The organism is Micrococcus sp., assembly GCF_030523875.1.
Lineage (GTDB): Bacteria > Actinomycetota > Actinomycetes > Actinomycetales > Micrococcaceae > Micrococcus.
Genome location: NZ_JAUNHR010000051.1, coordinates 1 through 17739, shown reverse-complemented (window position 1 = coordinate 17739; position 17739 = coordinate 1). Strand labels below are relative to the sequence as shown.

The 17739-nt window shown below is 74.6% G+C and carries 15 protein-coding genes and 1 tRNA gene; all 16 read right to left on the bottom strand.

All coding sequences use genetic code 11. The features are described from left to right. Positions 1-89: 89 nt before the first annotated feature. On the bottom strand, positions 90-1358 hold the full coding sequence (gene ilvA, locus Q4D18_RS07855) for a threonine ammonia-lyase (RefSeq protein WP_303127082.1): 1269 nt from the start codon (positions 1356-1358) through the stop codon (positions 90-92). A 50-nt stretch (positions 1359-1408) separates the two neighbouring features. Then, the gene (locus Q4D18_RS07850) at positions 1409-2668 is read right to left on the bottom strand and encodes an AI-2E family transporter (RefSeq protein WP_303127076.1); all 1260 of its coding nucleotides are present in this window, start codon (positions 2666-2668) and stop codon (positions 1409-1411) included. Next, the gene (locus tag Q4D18_RS07845) at positions 2665-3714 is read right to left on the bottom strand and encodes an aldose 1-epimerase family protein (RefSeq protein WP_303127074.1); all 1050 of its coding nucleotides are present in this window, start codon (positions 3712-3714) and stop codon (positions 2665-2667) included. The genes Q4D18_RS07850 and Q4D18_RS07845 overlap by 4 nt, the downstream gene beginning before the upstream one ends. Positions 3715-3889: 175 nt before the next feature. Continuing rightward, entirely contained in the window at positions 3890-4780 is an 891-nt protein-coding gene (locus Q4D18_RS07840) for a Bax inhibitor-1/YccA family protein (RefSeq protein ID WP_303127072.1), read from the bottom strand. A gap of 236 nt (positions 4781-5016) precedes the next feature. Beyond that, positions 5017-5093 (bottom strand) — tRNA-Leu (locus Q4D18_RS07835). 82 nt (positions 5094-5175) lie between these two features. Continuing rightward, positions 5176-6588, bottom strand: a complete 1413-nt coding sequence (locus tag Q4D18_RS07830; protein WP_303127070.1) for an NAD(P)/FAD-dependent oxidoreductase — start codon at positions 6586-6588, stop codon at positions 5176-5178. A 63-nt stretch (positions 6589-6651) separates the two neighbouring features. Further along, complete coding sequence (locus tag Q4D18_RS07825; protein WP_303127068.1) at positions 6652-8229, bottom strand: DUF501 domain-containing protein; 1578 nt, start codon at positions 8227-8229, stop codon at positions 6652-6654. A gap of 35 nt (positions 8230-8264) precedes the next feature. After that, positions 8265-9065 carry a septum formation initiator family protein gene (locus Q4D18_RS07820; protein WP_303127066.1) on the bottom strand — a complete coding sequence of 267 codons (801 nt, stop codon included), beginning with the start codon at positions 9063-9065 and terminating at the stop codon, positions 8265-8267. A gap of 207 nt (positions 9066-9272) precedes the next feature. Beyond that, the gene (gene eno, locus Q4D18_RS07815; protein ID WP_303127080.1) at positions 9273-10550 is read right to left on the bottom strand and encodes a phosphopyruvate hydratase; all 1278 of its coding nucleotides are present in this window, start codon (positions 10548-10550) and stop codon (positions 9273-9275) included. Between the two features lie 63 nt (positions 10551-10613). Further along, complete coding sequence (locus tag Q4D18_RS07810) at positions 10614-11450, bottom strand: MazG nucleotide pyrophosphohydrolase domain-containing protein (protein ID WP_303127064.1); 837 nt, start codon at positions 11448-11450, stop codon at positions 10614-10616. Between the two features lie 61 nt (positions 11451-11511). After that, positions 11512-12732 (bottom strand): adenosine deaminase, encoded by a 1221-nt coding sequence (locus tag Q4D18_RS07805; protein WP_303127062.1) that lies wholly within the window; start codon positions 12730-12732, stop codon positions 11512-11514. Between the two features lie 34 nt (positions 12733-12766). After that, entirely contained in the window at positions 12767-13414 is a 648-nt protein-coding gene (locus tag Q4D18_RS07800) for a DedA family protein (protein ID WP_303127060.1), read from the bottom strand. Between the two features lie 4 nt (positions 13415-13418). Then, positions 13419-14777: a thymidine phosphorylase gene (locus Q4D18_RS07795; RefSeq protein ID WP_303127058.1), complete on the bottom strand. Its 1359-nt coding sequence runs from the start codon at positions 14775-14777 to the stop codon at positions 13419-13421. A 148-nt stretch (positions 14778-14925) separates the two neighbouring features. Further along, positions 14926-15333, bottom strand: a complete 408-nt coding sequence (locus Q4D18_RS07790) for a cytidine deaminase (protein WP_303127056.1) — start codon at positions 15331-15333, stop codon at positions 14926-14928. 21 nt (positions 15334-15354) lie between these two features. Next, entirely contained in the window at positions 15355-16596 is a 1242-nt protein-coding gene (locus Q4D18_RS07785; RefSeq protein WP_303127078.1) for an ABC transporter permease, read from the bottom strand. 92 nt (positions 16597-16688) lie between these two features. Beyond that, the coding region (locus tag Q4D18_RS07780; RefSeq protein WP_303127054.1) for an ABC transporter permease at positions 16689-17739 on the bottom strand (1051 nt) is incomplete at its 5' end.

The window sequence follows — 17739 nt, the reverse complement described above, 5'->3', positions numbered from 1 at the left end:
TCTACTGACGGCCGTCTAGACCATCAGGTGTTGCGAGGACCCCCTGAATCCGCCGTGCAGGTGCGGGCCCGTCGTCGTCGGGGGGCGGCTCAGGTCAGGCGCAGCGGGGCGTAGCCGGCCTCGCGGAGGGAGGTGAGCACGGCGTCGGAGTGCTCCCACCCCTTGGTCTCCATGTCGATGGTGATGTGCACGCCGCCCATGGACAGCTCCGGGCCCACGCGCGTGTGATCCACGCGCACCACGTTGGCGTCCGTCTCCGCGATGATCCGGGAGATGGTGGCCAGCTCGCCGGCGCGGTCCGGCAGCGGGATGCGCACGGTCATGTAGCGTCCCGCCGCGGACAGGCCGGACTGGACGGACTTGAGCAGGAGCATCGGGTCGATGTTGCCGCCCGAGAGGACGGCCACGGTGGTCCCGAGGTCCACGCCCAGCTCGGCCACCCGGCCCGAGAGCAGCGCGGCCACGCCCACGGCCCCGGCCGGCTCCACCACGAGCTTGGAGCGCTCCAGCAGGTGCACCATGGCGGCGGCGATCTCGTCGTCCGTCACGGTGACGACGGCGTCCACCAGCTCCGCCACGATCCCGAAGGGCAGGTCCCCGGGCCGGCCGACGGCGATGCCGTCCGCGATGGTGGACACGCTCTCCAGCACCTGCACGCGGCCCTCGGCGAGCGAGACGGGGTAGGCGGCGGCGGTGGCCGCCTGCACGCCCACCACCCGGACCGTGCGGCCCTGCTGCCGGGCCCGCTCCTTGACGGCCACGGCGAGCCCGGCGATCAGGCCGCCGCCGCCGATGCCCACCACCACGGTGTCCACCTCCGGCAGGGCGTCCATGATCTCCAGGCCCACGGTGCCCTGACCGGCCACGATCGCCGGGTCGTCGAACGGCGGGATGAAGACCGCACCGGTGCGCTCGGCGTAGTGCCGGGCCTCCGCGAGCGCCTCGTCCACGGTGGAGCCGAACAGCTGCACCTCGGCGCCGTGGTCCCGGGTGGCCTGCAGCTTGGGCAGGGCCACACCGCGGGGCATGACGATCCGGGCGTGGATGCCGAGCTTCGCCGCGGCCAGGGCCACGCCCTGGGCGTGGTTGCCCGCGGAGGCGGCCACCACGCCGCGCGCCCGCTCCTCGGGCGTCAGCTGCGCCATGCGGACGTAGGCGCCGCGCACCTTGAACGAGCCGGCGCGCTGCAGGTTCTCGCACTTGAGGTGCACGGGGGTGCCCAGGTCACGGGTGAGGGCGCGGGAGGGCTGCAGGGGCGTGGTCTCGGCCACGCCCTCGAGCGCACGCTGCGCGGCCTCCACGTCCGCCAGGCCCACGGGGAGCCGGTCGGGTCCCTCCGCGCGGGCCGCGGCGCGGATCCAGGGGGCGGGGGCGCCGGCCGGCGCCGGGGCGGTCTCCGGGGTCCCCGTCACGGCTGCACCCCCGCGGCCGTGGACCCGGTGTGCTCACCGCCGGTCCCGCCGCCGCCCGGCTCCTCGCCGGGGATGTCGGACGGGTCGCGCTCCGTGTCGAGCTTGGCGGACTCGCGGGCGCCGGCGAGGGCCTTCTCGCTCGGGATGTACACGTGCTCGCCGGCCACGACCTCCTCGTCCGGGTCCTTGGTGCGCAGGGCGCGGATGAAGGCGTTGACGAACGCCAGCAGCGGCACCGCGAACACGGCGCCCACGATGCCCAGGACCACCGATCCGGTGGCCACCGCCAGGAACACGGCGAGCGGGTGCAGGGAGACGGCCTTGCCCATCACCAGGGGCTGGAGGATGTTGGACTCGATCTGCTGGACCAGGAGCACGACGCCGAGCATCAGCAGCGCGGTCACCGGCCCGTTGGTCACGAGGGCGATCAGCACGGCGATGGCGCCGGTGAGCACCGCGCCGACCATCGGGATGAACGAGGCCAGGAACACGAGCACGGCGATCGGGAAGGCCAGGGGCACGCCCAGCAGCCAGGCGCCGAGGCCGATGCCGAGGGCGTCCACCGCGGCCACGAAGATCTGCACGCGGACGTAGGAGCCGAGGGCCTCCCAGCCGGAGCGGCCGGCCACGTCCACGCGCCCGCGGCTGGCGCGCGGGACGAAGGCGAGGAGGAAGCGCCAGACGCGGTCGCCGTCGTACAGGAAGAAGATCAGCGTGAACAGGGCGATGAAGGTGCCGGTGACCACGTTCGCGGCCGTGGATCCGAACGAGACCACGCCGTCCATGATGGTGGACGAGTTCTGCTGCAGGGTGTTCCACATCGAGTCCAGCGAGGAGGCGTCCAGCTGCAGCTGGTACCCCTGCGCGGCGAGCCACCCGCTCAGCGCGTTCACCAGCTCCTGCAGACCCGTCACGACCTGGTCGCCCAGCTCCGTGAAGCCCTGCACGATCTGCTGGCCGGCCGTCCAGAACAGGCCCACCACCACGGACACCAGCAGGAGGATGCAGAGGATGGCCGCGAGCACCGCGGGCACCTTCGCCCGCAGCAGCAGCCGGTACACCGGGGCCAGGAGGACGGCCAGCAGCGCGGCGACGATCACGGGGATGATCACCAGGCTCACGAAGCCGGAGAGGTACCAGACCACCCCGAGGCCGATCACGATGGCCACGATCCGCCAGGACCAGGCGGCGGCGACGGTCAGCCCGTAGGGGACGTCCTTGTTGATCTTGGTCTGTGCCGCGAGCGTGGAGCTCATGCCCGGCTCTCCTGTCGGTCGGTGTGCGTGGGGGTGCTGAGGTCGGCCGTGAGGCCCCAGCGGGCGGTGAGGGTCTCCCCCGGGGCCAGGCGGTGCAGGCCGGTGCCGGAGTTGAGGGCGTCCGCGGGGGCCGTCAGCGGCTCCACCGCCAGGGCCACGGGCCGCCCCGGGAGGCGGTCGGTGACGAAGACGTGCGTGCAGGCGAACGCGGGGTCGCTCCACAGTGCCACGGAGCGCCCGTCCGGGGCGACGAGGCGCGCGCGGTGCCGCCCGTCCTCCTCCGGGGTCAGGTCCGTGAGCCCGACGTCGAGCGCGGCGGAGCCCACCCGGCGGCCGGCGCGGAAGTCGTGCTCCGAGCCCGCTGTGGGCTCGAGCCCCACGGGGATCAGCCGCTCGTCCGTGCGGATCCAGGAATCCGCCGCCACGTGCAGCGTCAGCTCCTCCGTGGGGACGTCCCCGATCCGCAGGAACGGGTGCGCCCCGAAGGCCACGGGCGCGACGGCGTCGGCGTGGTTCTGCAGGGCCATCGTCACGGTGAGCGCGCCGTCCTCCGCGAGGGCGTACGTCACCCGGTGGGTGAGGCGGAACGGCCAACCGTGCTGCGGGTGGATCTCCCCGCGCAGCGTGACGGCGTGCCCGGAGACCTCCTCCGGCACCAGGTGCGTGTTGCGCAGCAGGCCGTGGATGGCGTTCCCGCGGGCCGGCTCGGTGACGTCGAGGACCTGCTCCGCACCGTCCAGGGACCACCGGCCGCCCGCCACCCGGTTGGGCCACGGGCTCATCTGGATGCCGTTGCCGGCGGGCGGGACCGTGTCCGGGCCGTAGGGCTCGGTGACGTCGACGCCGCCCACCCGGTAGGTGCGCAGCGCGCCGGCCAGCCCCACCACCACGGCTTCCGCGCCGCCGCGGGCCAGCCGGAACTGGGCGCCCGAGGCCGCGGGCGCGCCGAAGAGCTCCTCGCCGGGGGCGGGGAGGTCGGGGCCGGTGTCGCCCGGACGGGCGGGGGCGGCGTCGGGAGCGGAGGACGCCTCAGGCGGCACGCTCATGCTCGGGTCTCCTTGGGATGGGGGCGTCGGACGGACCTCGTCGGACGGGAGGGGATCGGCCCCAATCTACGCCGCCCGGGGCCGATGCCCGCACACAGCGGCGCCCCCGCGCACCGGGTGGGGTCCACCGGCGCACGGGGGCGTCGTCGGGGTCGGCCCGGGAGGGCCGGGGGCGTCAGTCGTTGCTGCGGAAGATCGCGACGATGCGCAGGATCTCGACGTACAGCCAGATGAGGGTGACCGTCAGGCCGAAGGCCACGGTCCAGGAGTACTTCTGGGGGGCGCCGTTCTTCACGCCCTGGGCGCCCATCTCGAAGTCGAGGGTGAGCGAGTAGGCGGCGAGGAGCACGGCGATCGCGCCGACGACCAGGCCCAGGCCGCCCTCACGCAGGTTGGCCACGCCGGTCCAGGTCAGGACCAGGTTCAGCAGCATGAAGAGCATGTAGCCGACCATGGCCGCCAGGACGATCTTGGTCATGCGCGGGGTGGGGCGGAACTTGCCAGAGGTGTAGAGCGCCAGCATCACGGCGAACACGGAGAAGGTGCCGAGCACGGCCTGCACCACGATGCCCGGGTAGGAGGCCTCGAACACGGCGGAGATGCCGCCGAGGAACAGGCCCTGCGCCAGGGCGTAGGCCATGATGAGCACCGGCGAGGGCTCCCGCTTGAAGGAGTTCACCAGGCCGAGCACGAGGCCCACGATGGCGCCGATGATCATCAGCCCCGGCGAGGACCAGCCGACGACGCCGCCGGCCACCACGAGCACGAGCATCAGGGCGGTCTTGCCCACGATGTCGTTGTAGGTCATGCGGCCGGTCTGGCCGGCGCCCGCGGCGGGCGCGCGGAAGGCGTCCTCCATGGACTGCTGGTGCGCCGCCTGCTGGGCGGCCTGGCCCGCGCCGAACGCCTGGGCCTGGCCGTAGGTGCTCTGCTGGCCGTAGGGCGCGTGCTGGCCGTAGGGGCCGGGGGCGGTCTGCTGGCCGCCGCCCTGGTACCACCCCGGCTGCGGGGCGCCGGAGTGCATCTGCTGCTGGAAGTTGTTCGAGTTCATCACCGGGTTGGCCACGGCTCGCTCCTTCGGGTCATGGTCGGCCCGAACACACGGCGTGAGGTGCGCTGCACTCGTGCTCCGGGGGTTCTGGTCCAGTGTACCGGGGCCTGCCCGGCCCGGCACGGGCGGAGTGGGCTCTCGGGCCCGTTCCCGGGTCCTGTTCACGCTGGGCCGAGTTCCTGGGGGCGCGCTGGGCGCCCGCGTCCCGGACGGGCCCCGGACGCCGCGCACGGCGTCGCCCGGGACGGCTCTGGTGCCCCCGGCGGGACTCGAACCCGCAACACGCCGATTTTAAGTCGGATGCCTCTGCCAGTTGGGCCACGGGGGCGCACCGGCGCCCGCGGGGCACCGGTGGGGTGCCGGACGGCCCCGCCCGAGGGTCTCGGGCGGGGCCGTGCGGCACGCGGGGATCAGGCCTTGGCGGCCTCGAGCTCGGGCTTGTCGAACTTGCCCGGCTCCAGCTCCACGCCGGCGGCGGCGCGGAACTCGTTGAACGGGGTGTCCTGCGAGGCCACGGAGGTGGAGTCGCGGCCGAACAGGGTCTCGGCCACCCAGCCGGAGAGGATGCGGAACTTCCGCTCCAGGGTGGGCATGGCGTAGCCGTGGTAGCCGCGGTGCGCCAGGAACGCCGGGATGCCGGCGATCTTGGTGCCCAGCGGGTTGCCCACGCCGCGGCCGAAGCCCATGCCGGCCACGGTGCCCAGGGACTTGTGCACGTACTCCTGCACCTCGCCCTCGCCGTGGCGCACGGCCATGTAGTTGGCGGCCAGGCGCTTGGCCTGACGGATGGCGTGCTGGGCGTTGGGGACGCAGAAGCCGCCCGGGCCGGCGCCGGTGAGGTCCGGCACCGCGGAGACGTCGCCGCAGGCCCACGCGCCCTCGAGCACGCCGGCCTCGCCGTCCTTGATCTGCAGGGTGGGGGTGGCCTCCACGCGGCCGCGGTCGTCCACCGGGAAGTCGGTGCTCTTGACCACGGAGTTGGCCACCACGCCGGCGCACCACACGAGGGTGTCCGCGGCGAAGGTGTCGGCCTCCTCCTTGGAGGGCATGGCCACGAGCTTCATGACGCCGTCGGTGGCGTCGCCGAGGGAGGTGTTCAGCAGCACCTCGATGCCGCGCGACTTCAGGTGCTCCACCACGCCCTGGGCCTGGTCCTCGGAGACCTCGGGCATGATGCGGCCCATGGCCTCCACGAGGACGATCCGGACCTCGGACTGCGAGAGGCGCTCGTTGCGCTCCACCGCGTTGCGGATGAGGTTCTCCATCTCGGCGATGGTCTCGATGCCGGCGAACCCGCCGCCCACGACCACGAAGGTCAGGGCACGGCGGCGCTCCTCGGGGTCGGTCATGAGGGAGCCGGCGTCCAGGCGCTCCAGGATCTGGTTGCGCAGCTGCACGGCCTCCTCGACCGAGCGCAGGCCGATGCCCTGCTCGCCCAGGCCCGGGATCGGGAACACGCGGGTCACGGCGCCCGCGGTCATCACGATGTCCTGGTAGGGGATCTCGAACTCGTCGCCGCCCTCGCCGCGCACCACGGCGGTGCGGCCGGCGTGGTCCACGGACACGACGGCGCCGCGCACGACCTCGGTGTCCTTGAGGTGCGTCTGCAGGTCCACGTTCACGTGCCGGCCCTCGATGTGGCCGCCCACGACCTCGGGCAGGAAGGGGTAGTAGGTCATGTACGGGCGCGGGTCGACGACGGTCACGACGCCGCCGCGCTCGGCGACCTTCTTCTGGAGCTCACGGGCGACGTGGTACCCGGCGTAGCCGCCGCCGACGATCAGCACGCGCGGCTTCGGGGACAGATCAGGAGTGATAGGCATGGGCCCATCCTATGCCCGCGGGCGAGGGGCTCCCACGCCCGGCGTTCCCGCCCCGGGCCCCCGTCAGCCGCGCAGGGACAGGGCGATCCCGTCCAGGATGTCGTGCTCGCTGGTGACCACCCGGTCCGTGCCGGAGACCGCCGCGACGCGCTCCACGGCCTCGGCCCAGATCAGCGCGCCGGCGCCGATCACGTCCACCCGCCCGGGGTGCATGAAGCCTCGCTCGGCCCGCTCGGCGCGCGTGGCGGTGACCAGCCGGTCGGCGGCCGCGCGCACCTGCGCCGTGGACAGCTCCGCCCCGTGCAGGGCGGCGGGGTCGTACTCCGCGAGCCCGAGGGCCTCGGCGGTCACAGTGGTGACCGTGCCCGCCACGCCGACGACGGCCCGCACGCGCTCGAGCGGCAGGCGAGCGGCGACGTCGTCCAGGACCGCGGACACGGACGCGCGCGCCGCGGCGAGCTCGTCCTGTGCGGGCGGGTCGGAGAGGGCGAATCGCTCGGTGTACCGGACACAGCCCATGTCCATGCTGACCGCGTCCGCCACCCGGCCGTCCGGGGTGCCCACCACGAACTCCGTAGAGCCGCCGCCGAGGTCCACCACCAGCACGAGGTCCTCGGCGCCGAGCGCGGAGACGTCCACCGCGGAGACCGCGCCGGCGAAGGACAGACGGGCCTCCTCCTCGCCCGTGACCACCTCGGGCTCCACCCCGAGGCGCTCGGCCACCCCGGCCACGAAGGCCTCCCGGTTGGACACGTCCCGGCTGGCGGAGGTCGCCACGAACCGGACGGACCCGGCGTGGTGGCGCTTGACCAGGTGCGCGTACTCCTCGACCGCCGCGAAGGTGCGCTCGAGCGCGGCCGCCGAGAACGCGCCGGTGGCGTCCACGCCCTCGCCGAGGCGCACCACGCGCATCTCGCGGACCACGTCCTCCAGCGGGGCCCCGGCCGCCGGCCCGTCGGCGTCCTCGGCGCCCACGGGGCGGGCGATCAGCAGGCGGATGGAGTTGGTGCCGCAGTCCACGGCCGCCACGGTGACCCGCTCGAGGCGCTCGACCCGCTCGAGGTGGCGCACATGGCGCGAGAGGTCCTTCACGGGCACGGGCGCGGCCTCATCCCATGCGCCGGCGCACGCGCACTCCTGCGGAGTCCACCACTCGGCGACCCGCTCGATCGCCTCGTCGCCCAGGGGGTCGACGCCGGGCCCGGCCGCCAGGGCGTGGCCCACCAGCGCGTGCAGGCACTTCACCCGCTCGGGCAGGCCGCCCGCGGAGACGTGCGCGATCTCGGGGACCTCGCCCGTGCCGGCCTCCCGGCCCACGCGCTCCCGCTCGGCCAGGTACGCCTCATGGGCGGCGCGGTGGGCCGCGGCGAGCTCCTCGTCCCGGGCCAGGCGGTCGTTCATCTCCGCCATCACGCCCGCGGCCTCGAGCCGGGACACGGCCGAGGTCAGCACGGGGTGGGTGAGGTAGAAGGTGGTGGGGAACGGGATCCCGTTGGACAGGCGCGGGGCCGTGGTGGCCACGAGGGGGTTCCCGCACACGCACCGCGCGCCGATCTCCACCACGTCGCGCACCGGGCGGCCGAGCTGACGGGACAGGGTGTCCAGGTCCTGCTCGGTGACGGTGCGGGGGTTCTCGGTCATGGCGTCCTCCGGATCGGGGATGGGCTGCGGGCGGGTCATTCGGTGGCGGCGCGGACGGCGGTGTCCCAGAGGCCCTCGACCCACGGCAGGCGCGCGTTCACGCCCGCCTCCTCGGGCTCCCCGGCGGGCTCGCCGGCGGCGGGGTCCTCCTCGGGGAGGTGGGTGGCGGTGTAGAGGGTCTCCCCCGGCATCACCAGGCCGAGCCGCTCCCGCGCCTGCTGGGCCACGTACTGGGGGTCGTCCCAGCGGCGGATCTGCTCCTCGTAGTCCGAGCGCAGCTCCTCCTGCTCGGCGATGTCCTGCTCCGTGGCCGCGATCTCCAGCCGCTGGTTCAGCAGCAGCCGGGCGGTGGGCGCCACGAGCACCGCCGCGATCAGCAGCACCGCCACCACCACGAGCGAGCGGCCCGTGATCTGCCGGGCCGGCACGGGCTCCGGGAGCGGGGCGCGACGCCGGGCCTCGGCCGCACGCGCCGCCCGCACCCGGTCCTCGGCGCGGTCGTCCTCGAGCCGGAGCCGGGCCTGCCGCGCGGCGGCACGACGCTCCTCGGTCCGCCGGTCCGCCTCCTCCCGGCGGGCGGACTCCTCCTCGCGGCGCCGCTGGGCACGGCGCAGGTCGATGACCTCGCCGCCGTCCGGCTCCGCGGGGACGGCGGGCCCGTCCGGCCGTCCGGCCGGGGCCGTCTCCTCGGGCTCGGGGGCGGGCGGTGCCGGCTCGGCGACGACGGCGCTCGGCCGCGCGTCCGGCCGGGGTGCGGGGCGGCGCTCCGGCGCGGGGACGGCGGCCTCGGGCTCCGCGGCCGCCACGCGGGGCAGACGGGGGCGGCGAGGGCTCATGCCGGGCTCCTTCGGGTCGGACGGCCGTCCGCGGCGGACGGGGCGGGGGGCCGCCGGGGGGGGCGGCGCGGCGGCCCTCCCAGGGTAGTCGTCCCGCCTGGGCGGAGGCTGCGGGGCGGCGCCGCGCACCCGGCGGCCTCGACCGGCGGACGCGGCGGGCCCGCCCGGAGCGTGTCCGGACGGGCCCGTGGCGGCGCGGGTCGCGCGTCAGCCGCGGAAGCGCGGGAACGCGGAGCGGCCGGCGTACACGGCGGAGTCGCCCAGGTCCTCCTCGATGCGCAGCAGCTGGTTGTACTTCGCCACGCGGTCGGAGCGGGCCGGGGCGCCGGTCTTGATCTGGCCGGCGTTGGTGGCCACGGCGAGGTCCGCGATGAAGGTGTCCTCGGTCTCGCCCGAGCGGTGCGAGATCATGCAGTGGAACTGGTGGCGCTGGGCCAGGGCGATCGCGTCGAAGGTCTCGGTCAGGGAGCCGATCTGGTTCACCTTCACGAGCAGGGCGTTGCCCGACTTCTCATCGATGCCGCGCCGCAGGCGGGAGACGTTGGTGACGAACAGGTCGTCGCCCACCAGCTGCACGCGCTCGCCGAGGGCCTCGGTGAGGTGCTGCCAGCCCTGCCAGTCGTTCTCGTCGAGCGGGTCCTCGATGGAGACGATCGGGTAGTTGTCCACCAGCTCGGTGTAGTACGCGGCCATGTCCTCGGAGGAGCGCTTCTTCCCCTCGAACACGTAGTGCTTCTTCTCGAAGAACTCGGAGGAGGCCACGTCCAGGGCCAGGGCGATGTCCTCGCCCAGGGTGTAGCCGGCCCGCTTCACGGCCTCGGCGATCAGGTCGAGCGCCGCGCGGTTGGACTCCAGCGAGGGGGCGAAGCCGCCCTCGTCGCCGAGGCCGGTGGACAGGCCCTTCTCCTGGAGCACCTTCTTGAGCGTGTGGTAGACCTCGGCGCCCCAGCGCAGGGCCTCCGTGAAGGAGGGCGCGCCGATGGGGGCGATCATGAACTCCTGGATGTCCACGTTGGAGTCGGCGTGGGCGCCCCCGTTGAGGATGTTCATCATCGGCACGGGCAGCACGTGGGCGTTCGGGCCGCCCAGGTACTTGTACAGCGGCAGGTCGGCGGACTTCGCCGCGGCGTCCGCGACGGCCATGGAGACGCCGAGCACGGCGTTCGCGCCGAGCTTGCCCTTGTTCTCGGTGCCGTCGAGGTCCAGCATCAGGCGGTCGATCGCGCGCTGGTCCGCGGCGAACTCGTCCTCGAGCTCCTCCGCGATCTCGTCCACCGCGGCGACGGCGTCCTGGACGCCCTTGCCGAGGTAGCGGCCCTTGTCCCCGTCGCGGCGCTCGACGGCCTCGAACTCGCCGGTGGAGGCGCCGGAGGGCACCGCGGCGCGGCCGAGGGAGCCGTCGGTGAGCAGGACCTCCACCTCGACGGTGGGGTTGCCGCGGGAGTCGAGGATCTCGCGGGCGTGGATGGCGTCGATCAGGGCCATGGGACGGGTCTCCTTCAGTCGAGTCGACTTCGCGTGCGCGCGTCGTTGCGGCACGCGATCAGCCTAGCGCCCGGGCTCCGGCGGAGGGCCTCCTGGTCGCCCGTCCCCCGGTCGACCCAGGGCCTCCCACTCCCCCGCACGGACCCGGACGACGACGTCGCGCAGCGCCCGCTCGGGGTCCAGGCCCGCGGCGCGCGCTCGGCGGACCAGGGCGAACAGCTCCGCTCCCAGGGCGGCCTCGTCGGCCCACCCGCCCGGGGCGTCGGGCAGCGGGACGTGGGCGGCCAGCGGGTCCTCGTCCCGCCGCCCGGCGCGGTCGGCGACGGCGGCCGCCGCGGCCAGCGCCGGCAGGTGCGCCGGGATGCCGCCGAACCCGGCATCGGGGACGCCCGCCGCCGAGGCGGGGACGGCGCCGTCGGGCCCGTGGGGGCCGGCCTCCGCCGCCGCGCGCTCGCACTGCTTGGCCCGCTCCCACGCCAGCTCGACGTCCTCGGGCGTGATCCCGGCGAGCTCCTCGGCCGGGCGGACCCGGCCCTCCGGGGTGAACACGAGGGGGTTGCGGCGCACCATCTTCGCGGTGAGCGCCTCGGCCGCCTCGTCCAGGCGGAACCCTGCCTCGGACACCGGGGCGTCCGGGTGCCGGGAGACCGCGGCGTGCAGCACCACCTGGAAGAGCACGTCGCCCATCTCGCCCGCGAGCGCAGCGTAGGAGCCGTCCACGCGGCGGGCGGCGGTGTCCGCCCACTGCGCGTCCGTGTGGACGCCGATCTCCTCGACGGCCTCGTACGCCTCCTCCACGAGGTACTCCGTGAGGGCGCCGTGGGTGAGCGAGCGCGTCCACGGGCAGTGGGTGCGCAGGGCCTCCACGGTGGCCACGAGACGGTCGACGGCGCCGCTCACCGGACGTCTCCGCGGGACGCCGGGACCGGCGCCGGGGACGGTGCCGGGCGAGGGGCGCGGATCAGGCGTCCACCTCGTCGTCGTCCTCGCCCGTCAGGGCCTCGAGGACGGGACCGGACGCGCCGGAGACGGCCTCGCTCCAGCCGGCCACGAGGATCTCGGCGAGCTCCTCGCGCTCGTCCACGGGCAGGAAGGCGGCCTCGGCGGCGTTGAGCTGGAGGTCCAGCAGCTCGGAGAGCGAGTAGCCGAAGGTCTCGGCGAGCAGGTACAGCTCGTCGGTGAGCGACACGTCCGAGACCAGGCGGTTGTCCGTGTTCACGGTGACGCGGAAGCCCAGCTGCACGAGCAGGTCGATCGGGTGGCCGGCGATCCCGGCCTCGGTGTCCACGGCGCCGGTCTGCAGATTGGAGGAGGGGCAGACCTCGAGGGCGATCTGGCGGTCGCGCACCCACGCCGCAGTGGGGCCGAGGTCCACGATCCCGGTGTCCGGGTCCACGGGGACGCCGTCCTCGTCCAGGCCGCCGAACTCCACCTGGATGTCGTCCGCGATGCGCACGCCGTGGCCCAGGCGCAGGGCGCGGCCGGCGACCAGCGCGTCCTGGATGGAGGCCAGGCCCTCGGCCTCGCCGGCGTGCACGGTGACGGGCAGGTGCTGCTGGGCCAGCCAGGTGAAGGCGTCCGCGAAGCGGGACGGCGGGAAGCCGACCTCGGCCCCGGCGATGTCGAAGCCCACCACGCCGCGGTCCCGGTGGCGCACGGCCAGCTCGGCGATCTCCTGGGCGCGGTCGGCGTGGCGCATGGCCGTGATCAGCTGGCCCACGCGGATGACGCGGCCGTCGGCGTCGGCGGCGTCGCAGGCCTCGTCCAGGCCCTCCTGGACCGCCTCGACGGCCTCGTCCAGGGTGAGCCCGCCGGCCAGGTGCTGCTCGGGGGCCCAGCGGATCTCGCCGTAGACCACCCCGTCCACCACGAGGTCCTCCACGAACTCGCGGGCCACGCGGCGCAGCTGCTCGCGGGTCTGCATGACGGAGGTGGTCAGGGCGAACGTCTCGAGGTACTTCTCGAGGGACTCGCCGTTGGCGTGCTCGGCGAACCAGTCCGCCAGCCCGTCCACGGTGTCCGCGGGGACCTCGACGCCGGCCTCCCGGGCCAGCTCGAGGACGGTGGCCACGCGCAGGCCCCCGTCGAGGTGGTCGTGCAGGGAGACCTTCGGCAGGGAGCCGAGGTCGGTCTCGAGGGGCGAGGGGGCGTCGGAGCGGGGCTGCGAGGAGGTCGTGGTCACGGGCCTCACTCTACGGCAGGGCCCGGAGCCGGCCTCAGTCCAGGACGGCGTGCTCCGCGGGCCCCAGGGTGCCGCCGTCGCGCGCCAGGCGGCGGCGCAGCACGGCCTTGACCACGCGGTCCAGGAGCAGGCCCACGAGGGCCGCCCCGCTCACCGAGAGGGCGATCTGCAGGAACGCGTTGTCCAGCCAGCCGGCGGTCAGGCGTGCGATGGCGATCGAGTAGGCCGACCACAGCGCGGTGGACACCAGGTCCAGCGCCACGAAGCGCGGCAGGGGGTAGCGCATGGCCCCGGCCGTGACATTCACGGCCACCCGCCCGCCGGGGATGAACCGGGCGGTGAACAGCAGGAGCGCCCCGTGGGCGGCCAGGTTCCGGCGGGCCATGACCACCGAGGCCCGCACGCGGGGCCGGTGCATCCACCGGAAGCGCTCCACCCCCACCCCGCGGCCGATCGCGTACGCGGACAGGTCCCCCAGGAACGCCCCGGCGAAGCCCGCCGCCCAGAGCGCCGCGAGCGGGAAGGGCTCCCCGTCGCGGACGATCGAGGCCAGCGCCACGAGGACGGACTCGGAGGGGAAGACGGGCACGACCCCGTCGAGCAGGCACAGCGCGGCCGCCAGCGGCAGGACCCAGGGCTGGGACGCCGCGGACAGGATGAAGGCCTCGACCTGCTCCAGCACGGGCTCAGCCGATCCGGTCCAGCACCACGGAGCGCCCGCGCAGGGCCGCGGCCGCGTCCTCGTCCAGGCCGGCGACCGCCCAGCCGCCCTCGAGGGCGGCGCGGGCGCGGTCGAACCGCTCGGGGGTGTCCGTGTGCAGGGTCATCAGGGGCTGGCCGGCGCGCACCGCGTCCCCGGGCCGGGCGTGCAGCTCGACGCCGGCCCCGGCCTGCACGGCCTCGCCCTGGCGCGTGCGCCCGGCGCCCAGGCGCCACGCGGCCAGGCCCACGGCCATGGCGTCCAGCTCGGTGAGCACACCGTCCTCGGCCGCGGTGACGGTCTCGGTGTGGCGGGCCGTCGGCAGCGGGGCGTGCGGGTCGCCGCCCTGGGCGGCGACCATGCGGTTCCACACGTCCATGGCCCTGCCGTTGGCGAGGTTCTCGGCCGGGTCCACGCCCGTGACCCCGGCGCCGGCCAGCATCGCGCGGGCCAGCTCCACGGTGAGCTCCACGACGTCGGCCGGGCCGCCGCCGGCGAGCACCTCCACCGACTCGCGGACCTCGAGGGCGTTGCCCGCGGTCAGGCCCAGGGGCACGGACATGTCCGTGAGCAGTGCGGAGGTGTCCACGCCGGCGTCGCGGCCGAGGTCCACCATGGTCCGGGCGAGCTCGCGGGCGGAGGCCTCGTCCTTCATGAACGCGCCGGAGCCGCACTTGACGTCCAGCACGAGCGTGCCGGTGCCCTCGGCGATCTTCTTGGACATGATCGAGGAGGCGATCAGCGGGATGGCCTCCACCGTGCCGGTGACGTCCCGGAGTGCGTAGAGCTTCTTGTCCGCGGGGGCCAGGCCGGAGCCGGCCGCGCAGATCACGGCGCCCACCTCGGAGAGCTGACGCATCATCTCCGCGTTGGTCAGGTCCGCCCGCCAGCCGGGGATCGACTCGAGCTTGTCCAGGGTGCCGCCCGTGTGGCCCAGGCCGCGGCCGGACAGCTGCGGGACGGCCACCCCGTAGGAGGCCACGAGCGGGGCCAGGGGCAGGGTGATCTTGTCCCCCACGCCGCCGGTGGAGTGCTTGTCCGCCGTGGCCAGGGGGCGGCCCTCGGGCGTCGCCAGGCCCGCGAAGTCCATGCGCTCGCCGGAGGCGATCATGGCCGCCGTCCACCGGGAGATCTCCGCGCGGTCCATGCCATTGAGCAGGATCGCCATGGCCAGGGCGGACATCTGCTCGGGGGCCACCACGCCGCGGGTGTAGGCGTCCACCACCCAGTCGATCCGGGCGTCGTCGATCCGGTGGCCGTCCCGCTTCAGGCGGATGACCTCGATGGCGTCGAACGCCTCGGGCGCGACCGCGGCGTCCTGGGCGGGCGAGGAGGTGGTGGTCATGGTGGGGAGGGTCCCTTCCGGGGTCGAGGCTCGCCGCCGGCACGCGCCGACGGCGGCACCAGCCTAGCCACGGACCCGGGGCGCCCGCTGGACGGGGCCCGCACGGGATCCCGACGGCGGCGGCCCGTGCCGCCGGGGGCGTCGGCGCTCAGGCGTCGAGGTCCCCCGGGCCGAAGGCCTGCGGGAGGACCTCCTCGATGCTGCGCACCCCGGCCGGGGTCAGCAGGACCATGCCGGGCGCGTGGTGCTCCCAGAGCAGCTGCCGGCAGCGTCCGCACGGCATGATCAACCGCCCGTCCCCGCCCACGCACACGAAGGCCGTCAGCCGCCCGCCACCGCCCATGTGCAGCTCCCCCACGAGCGCGCACTCCGCGCAGAGGGTCACCCCGAAGGAGGCGTTCTCCACGTTGCAGCCGCGGACCGTGCGGCCGTCCTCGGTGAGCGCGGCCGCGCCCACCCGGTAGCCGGAGTACGGCGCGTAGGCTCGCTCGAGGGCCTCGCCCGCGGCCGCCCGCAGGCGATCCCAGTCCGCCGCCGCGGCCTCACGCGCCGGCACGGCGCCCTCCTGGCCCACGGGTCACTCCTTCACATAGGGCGTGCCCGCCGCGGCGGGACCGCGGGAGCGGCCCACCAGGCCGGCGACGGCGAACACCGTCACCAGGTACGGGAGCATGGCCATGAACTGGCTCGGCACGGGCGTGCCGAGGATGGCGAGCACGTACTGCATGTTCGTCGCGAAGCCGAACAGCAGCGCCGCGAAGAACGCGCCGATCGGGTTCCACCGGCCGAAGATCACCGCGGCGAGGGCGATGAAGCCCTGGCCCGCCGTCATCTCCTTGGAGAAGGAGGACGCGGAGACGAGCGTGAAGAACGCGCCGCCCATGCCGGCCACCGCGCCGCCCAGCAGGACGCTGAGGTAGCGGGTGCGGTTGACGGCGATGCCCACGGTGTCCGCGGCCTTGGGGTGCTCGCCCACGGCGCGCACGCGCAGACCCCAGCGGGTGCGGAACAGGCCGAACCAGAGCAGGCCCACGATCAGGTACATGCCGTAGCCGAGGATCGTCTGGTCGAACAGGATCGGGCCGATCACGGGGATGTCCGCCAGCCCCGGGATGCGGATCTGCGGGAACCGCGGCGGGGAGTTCAGCGTGGACGAGTTGTCCGAGAGCACGGTGGAGAACAGGAAGCTCGTCAGGCCGGCCACGAGGACGTTGAGCACGACGCCGACGATCACCTGGTTCACCAGGTACTTGATGGAGAACACGGCCAGCAGCCAGGACACCAGCACGCCGGCGACGACGGCGGCGACCAGCCCGGCCCCCACACTGCCGGTCAGGGACCCGACGACGGCGGCCAGGAAGGCGCCGGCCAGCAGCTGGCCCTCGATCGCGATGTTCACCACGCCGGAGCGCTCGGAGAGGATGCCGGCCATCGAGCCGAAGATCAGCGGCACGGCCAGCGTGAAGGAGCCGGCGATCAGGCCGGTGAGGAACACGGTGGTGTTGTCCGCCGAGCCCACCACCCACACCAGGAACGCAGCCACGAAGGCCAGGGCGAACAGCCCCGCGAGCCAGCCGGGCACGCGGCGCCCGCGCAGCGTGAGCAGCCACGCGGCGGCGGCGAGCGCAGCCAGCACGGCGGTGAGGATCCAGGCCGTGGGCCCGGTGGGCGCCGCCAGGTCCGGCAGGACGACGGCGTCGGCCGGGTTGGAGATGCGGAACGTGGCGGTCTCGGCCGGGGCGTTCAGGGCGAACACCGCCAGGGAGACCAGGGTGAAGACGCTCAGCAGGATCGGGACGGACCAGTGCCGGACGGCCACGGTCTGCGGCTCGGAGGCCTCCGGACGGACGGCGGTCCGCTCCGGGTCGGGCGTCGCAGACCGGGGCGTCACGGGCTGGGGTGCGGCGGTGCTCACAGGGCCTGTCCCTTCTCACGGTGCGGGTCGCCGCCCTGCTCCCCCGCCGCGGCGGAGGAGGCGGACACGGCGGCGTCCTGGGTCTGGGCGGACGGGGCGGCGGCCTGACCGGCGGCGCCGGTGACGGCCGCGCCGGCCACGGCCGGCTGGGTCACGGGGTCCGCGGCACGGCGGGCCCGGGTCGCGCCCGGGGCGGGCAGGCGGAAGATCGCACGCACCAGCGGCGGGGCCGCGATGAACAGCACGATCATGGACTGCACGACCAGGACGATGTCGATCGGCACGCCCGTCTCCGTCTGCATGGTCACGCCGCCGGCGCGCAGCGCGCCGAACAGCAGGCCGGCGAACAGCACGCCCACCGGATGGGACCGGCCCAGGAGGGCCACCGTGATCGCGTCGAAGCCGAACGAGCCGGCCACCGAGGTGTTCAGGGAGCCCTCGGTGCCGGAGACGTGCGCCATGCCGGCCAGGCCGGCGAGGCCGCCGGAGATGGCCATGGCGGCCACGTACGTGCCCTTCACGGACATGCCGGCGGTCCGAGCGGCGTCGGGGTTGGCGCCCACCGCGCGCAGGCGGAAGCCGAGCGTGGAGCGGGACATCAGCCACCACGCGAAGGCCGTGGCCAGCAGGGCCACCAGGAAGCCCGCGTGCAGGCGGAAGCCGTCGCCCAGCAGCGTCGGGAACATGGCGGTGGCGGGCAGGAACTCGGACACCGGGTTCGTGGTGCCCTCGCGGCGCAGCACCGGCGTGTTCAGCAGGTAGGCCAGCAGGTTCGCCGCGACGTAGTTCAGCATGATGGTCAGGATGACCTCGTGCGCGCCGGTCCAGGCCTTGAGCACGCCCACGACGCCGCCCCACAGGACGCCGCCGAGGATCGCCATGGCCATGACCAGCAGCAGGTGGACGCCGAACGGCAGGTCCAGGTGCACGCCGAACCAGGTGGCGAACATCGCGCCGAAGATGAACTGGCCCTGCGCGCCGATGTTGAACAGGCCGGCGCGGAACGCGATCGCCACGCCCAGGGAGACGATGATCAGCGGGGTGGCC